Raw genomic sequence first — 5,202 nt, 5'->3', positions numbered from 1 at the left:
TCAGTGGGCCATTCACAGCGGGTTCGCCCGGAAACCAGGCCAACCCGGTCATTCGTCAGAAATTAACGCTTAACCCCAGTGAAGCGGTGCGCGGCAGGTTCGCCATGGCGCCATCGGGCAAACGTGAGACAATTTGCTGTTCATCGAACAGGTTGTCCACTTTCAGGAAGACATCGGCACTGGCGGTCAGTGCGTAGCGGCTGATGAAATCGACCAGGAACAGGGACTCGGTCTCGTCCAGTTTCGTGGCGGTGTTGTTGCATCCTGCGCTGGCACACATCTCATCGACGTAGGTGGCCACAAGGTAGTTGTCCCAGCCACTCGGGTGTTCCATGCCTGTCCGGAAGCTCATCTGGTTTTCAGGTACGTCCTTGAGCTGCTCGCCTTTTTTCAGGCCCGAAGCGGCATTGTCCTTGCTGATTTCCGCCTGGGTAAAGGTGTAGGTAAGGCTGACCGGAAGGTAGAACTCGCCTGCCCGGGTGCCGGTCTGGAGCTGGAACTCAACACCGGAAATTTCAGCCTCGCCGGTTACAAAACTGCCAGAGGTGGCGCCATTGCTGCACGGCGAGCCCACGGAACAGTTTTCGGCCTTGTTGGAGAAGTCGCTGTAGAAGCCGATCATTTCCGCGAAGAACGCATTGCCAAAGTACCGGAGGCCGGCCTCCCAGTTCTTGCTGGTTTCCGGATCTTCGTTTGCCTTGGCACCACCTCCGAGAGGGGAGAAACCCCGGTGCACGCCACCCAGAACCTGCCAGCTTTGGGACAGGTCATAGGTAAAGGAAGCGCCGGGCAGGAGTTCAGCACTGTCATTGGCGCGGGTGCTGTCGACGGTTGTGCGGCCGGGATCCGCGTATTGGGTGCGGCTGGTCTGTACATCCTCGTAGCGCAGGGCGAGGTTAACGCTGAGCTTGTCCGTCGCCTGCCAGGTGTCGAGCGCCCAGAAGCTCAGGGCTTCGCCGGTCTCAAAGCGATTATTGCTGCCCGTGGGGGCGACAGTGTTCTGGAACACCAGAGAGCCGTTGACCTGGTCATAAACATCGACCGGCTGGAAACGATCCATTTCATCTTCGTGGTAGCGGGCGCCGAAATCAAACTGGTGGCTGCCCATGTCGACATCAAAGTTTACCTGCACGCCCTCGGACAGGTAGTCCCTGGCGTTGTTTTTGTAATCCAGGCCGCTGGCGTCAACTGTGCCGTCCAGAATACCCTGGGCATTGGCGTCGCCGCCGTTTGCCGAGTCGATGATGCTTCCGCCGCCGCTGAGCTTGAACCAGTTCCGCTTGAAGTCGTTGCGATAGAGGGTGGCCGTGCTGCTTACGGTATTACTCCAGTCGAACTGATGGGTCAGGCTGATACCGGAGTGGGTATTGTTCATCTGGTCGATGCTGGACAACCCGTAACGCCGGTTCGGATCCTGGCTGAAGTCCGCATCGGTCAGGCCGAGGTAACTGGAGTTGGAGGTTTCCTCGGAGTATTGCAGCTTGGCTGTCACGCTCTGGCGCTCTCCCTGCCAGCGCAGCTTGCCGACATAGTCTTCGATATCAAAGCCGGTATCGCGGTTACTGCGGTCAATCTCCTTGAAGCCTTTCGCGGAGCGCTGGACGGTCTCAAGCAGGTAGCCCCAGTCGCCGGCCGTGTCACCATAGGTTACATGAACGTCGGTGGAGCCGCGGTCGTTGGTGACTGTCTCAACATAGCCCTGCCGCTGATCGGGAATGGGTGTGGAAATCAGGTTGATGACACCACCGGTGGTTTGCGGGCCATAGCGCAGCAGCGGGGCACCCTTGAGTACTTCCAGCGAGGACATGCGCTTCAGTGTCGGAAAATAATAGGCGGCCGGATTGGAGTAGGGCGCCGGTGCGATCAGAATGCCATCTTCCATCAGGGTAATATTACTGCTGCGCTCGGCCGTGGCGCCGCGGATGCCGATATTGGGGCGCAGGCCCAGGCCTTCTTCTTCCCGCACATAGACGCCCGGGACGGTTTTCAGCACCTGGTTGATGTCGGTCTCAACCTCGGTTTTCAACTGCGCCTCACCAACGACGTAGCCTGACCCTGGCAAGGTCTGGGCTGCGGACGCATCGCCAATGATTTCCATGGGTTCAAGCATCTGGGGCTGATCATCGCCGACTGCCCAACTGGCGCCCGGGGCAAGGCTGACAGCCACGGCCAGTGATAAGCGGGAAGGTTTAAACATGTGGTTAATCTCCATTACCATTTGTTTTTCGAAATGTAAGTGACAATCATTACTATTACGTTCGGGCGAAACTTTACGGTTCCGTAACTATAAAGTCAATAGTCAGTGCTTATGACGCAGGCAGGTGTCAGGTCAGGCGAAGAAATCCCCGGTCGGCCGGGGATTGAGAATAGGATCGGATCGGTCGGCCAGGCTCAGTGGGTCTCGCGGCCGATGGCGCGGTGGCCGATGTCCTTGCGATAAAACACGCCATCCCACCGGATCCGGGAGGCCAGCTCATACGCACGCTTCTGTGCTTCGGTGACGGTATTGCCCAGAGCCGTGGCGCAGAGCACCCGACCGCCGTTGGTAACCACCTGGTCTCCGTTGAGACGGGTGCCGGCGTGAAACACTTTCTCGCCTTCGGTCTCGGTGTCCGGCAGGCCGGAAATGGCGTCGCCCTTGTTATAGCTGCCCGGGTAACCCCCGGCTGCCAGCACGATACCGACGGAGGCGCGGTCATCCCATTCGGAATCGCACTGGTCGAGCTTGCCGTCGATGGCCGCGTCGCAGAGTTCCACAAGGTCCGACTTCATCCGCAGCATGATCGGCTGGGTTTCCGGGTCGCCAAAACGGCAGTTGAACTCGATCACCTTGGGGGTGCCGCTGTTGTCAATCATCAGGCCGGCGTAGAGGAACCCCTTATAGGGATGGCCCTCGGCCGCCATGCCGCGCACGGTCGGATAGATCACTTCATCCATGATGCGCTGATGAACATCCGCGGTCACCACCGGGGCCGGCGAGTAGGCGCCCATGCCACCGGTATTGAGACCGGTGTCGCCGTCGCCCACGCGTTTGTGATCCTGGGAGGTGGCCATGGCCAGAACGTGCTCGCCATCCACCATCACGATAAAGCTGGCTTCTTCGCCTTCCAGAAACTCTTCGATGACGACACGGCTACCGGCATCACCAAACGCGTTCCCGGCCAGCATGTCGCGGATGGCATCTTCGGCTTCTTCCAGGGTCATCGCAACGATCACGCCTTTGCCGGCAGCCAGGCCATCGGCTTTGACGACGATTGGAGCGCCCTGCTGGCGAACATAGGCCAGGGCTTCGTCCACATCAGTGAAGTTGCCGTAGCCGGCTGTCGGGATTTTGTGGCGCGCCAGAAAATCCTTGGTGAAAGCCTTGGAGCCCTCAAGCTGGGCAGCGCCGGCACTCGGGCCGAAAACCCTCAGGCCACGCTGCTCAAATTTGTCGACGATGCCTGCAACCAACGGCGCCTCCGGGCCGACGATGGTAAGCCCGACATGATTGGTGGCGGCGAAGTTGGCGAGACCGTCCAGGTCCATCACGTCGATGTCGACATTTTCCAGGCCGGTTTCCCGTGCCGTGCCGGCGTTGCCGGGCGCCACGAAAACACGGTCTGCCTTGGGGGATTGCGCGGCTTTCCAGGCCAGGGCGTGTTCGCGGCCGCCGGAGCCAATAACGAGAATATTCATGGTGATAACCCCTCAGTGCCGGAAGTGGCGCATGCCGGTGAAGACCATCGCGATGCCGTGTTCGTTGGCCGCATCAATCACTTCCTGATCGCGCATGGAGCCACCAGGCTGGATGACAGCGGTGATACCAGCCGCCGCAGCAGCGTCAATGCCGTCGCGGAACGGGAAGAAGGCATCGGACGCCATGACCGACCCTTTCACTTCCAGGCCCTCGTCGGCGGCCTTGATACCGGCAATCTTCGCGCTGTAAACACGGCTCATCTGGCCAGCGCCGACGCCGATGGTGCGACCCGCCTTGGCATAGACAATGGCGTTGGATTTGACGTATTTAGCCACTTCCCAGGCAAACAACAGGTCGTTGAGTTCCTGCTCGGAGGGCTGGCGCTCAGTGACCACCTTGACGTCCTCCATGGCCACCATGCCCAGGTCCCGGTCCTGAACGAGCAGACCACCGGTTACACGCTTGTAATCCATGGAACGGGCACGGTCGCCGTCAAACTCGCCGCACGCAAGCAGACGCACGTTCTTCTTTGCGGCTACCAGTTCCACTGCTTCCGGAGCAACGGTCGGCGCGATGATCACTTCCACAAACTGGCGATCAATGATGGCTTTGGCAGTTTCCGCATCCAGCTCACGGTTGAAGGCGATGATGCCACCAAAAGCCGATGTGGGGTCCGTGGCGAACGCCAGGTCGTAGGCCTGACGGATATCGGCGCCGATCGCCACACCACAGGGATTGGCATGTTTGACGATCACGCAGGCCGGATCCGCGAAAGGCTTCACGCATTCCAGGGCGGCATCGGTATCGGCCACGTTGTTGTAGCTGAGCTCCTTGCCCTGAAGCTGTTTGGCCGTGGCCACGCAGGCTTCCTTGGGGTTGCGCTCGGCGTAGAATGCGGCGCGCTGATGCGGGTTTTCGCCATAACGCATGTCCTGGACCTTCACGTACTGGGCGTTGAAGGTGCGGGGGAAATCAGCGTTGTCGTTATCCGGCGTGCGGCCGCCCAGATAGTTGGCGATGGCGCCATCGTAGCCAGCGGTGTGCTCAAACGCTTTTACGGCCAGATCGAACCGGGTGCTGTAGGTCAGTTGGCCATCGTTGGCCTCCAGTTCCTTGAGGACCCGGCTGTAATCACTGGCGTTGACCACGATGGCGACGTCGTTGTGGTTCTTGGCAGCAGCGCGAACCATGGTCGGACCGCCGATATCAATGTTCTCGATAGCGGTCGCCAGATCACAGTCCGGCTTTGCAACGGTCTCCTCGAAGGGGTAGAGATTGACCACAACCATATCGATAGGGCTAATGCCATGCTCGGACATCACCGCATCGTCAGTGCCCCGGCGCCCGAGAATCCCGCCATGAATCTTCGGGTGCAGGGTTTTTACACGGCCATCCATCATCTCGGGAAAGCCGGTGTAGTCGGAGACTTCGGTTACCGGGATGCTGTTTTCTTTCAGGAGCCGGTAAGTGCCACCGGTGGAGAGCAGCTCAACGCCGCGTTCGGTCAGGGCACGGCCGAAATA

At 59.7% G+C, this 5,202-nt stretch carries 3 protein-coding genes; all 3 read right to left on the bottom strand.

The window, feature by feature from the left end; all coding sequences use genetic code 11:
* Positions 1–55: 55 nt before the first annotated feature.
* The gene (locus B2W52_RS03045) at positions 56–2,197 is read right to left on the bottom strand and encodes a TonB-dependent receptor family protein (RefSeq protein ID WP_286801196.1); all 2,142 of its coding nucleotides are present in this window, start codon (positions 2,195–2,197) and stop codon (positions 56–58) included.
* 194 nt (positions 2,198–2,391) lie between these two features.
* A complete protein-coding gene (purD, locus tag B2W52_RS03040) occupies positions 2,392–3,678 on the bottom strand; it encodes a phosphoribosylamine--glycine ligase (RefSeq protein WP_008170931.1) in 1,287 nt (428 codons plus the stop codon).
* Positions 3,679–3,690: 12 nt separating this feature from the next.
* On the bottom strand, positions 3,691–5,202 hold a 1,512-nt coding region (gene purH / locus B2W52_RS03035), incomplete at its 5' end, for a bifunctional phosphoribosylaminoimidazolecarboxamide formyltransferase/IMP cyclohydrolase (protein ID WP_286801193.1).

Origin of the sequence: Marinobacter sp. UBA2498, assembly GCF_002341575.1 — a bacterium.
Classification (GTDB): domain Bacteria; phylum Pseudomonadota; class Gammaproteobacteria; order Pseudomonadales; family Oleiphilaceae; genus Marinobacter; species Marinobacter manganoxydans.
This window is presented reverse-complemented; position numbering and strand designations above follow the sequence as displayed.

Coding starts and splice junctions, on each gene's coding strand:
- purD (WP_008170931.1), bottom strand. CDS start 3,678: ATGAATATTCTCGTTATTGGCTCCGGCGGCCGCGAACACGCCCTGGCC.
- B2W52_RS03045 (WP_286801196.1), bottom strand. CDS start 2,197: ATGTTTAAACCTTCCCGCTTATCACTGGCCGTGGCTGTCAGCCTTGCC.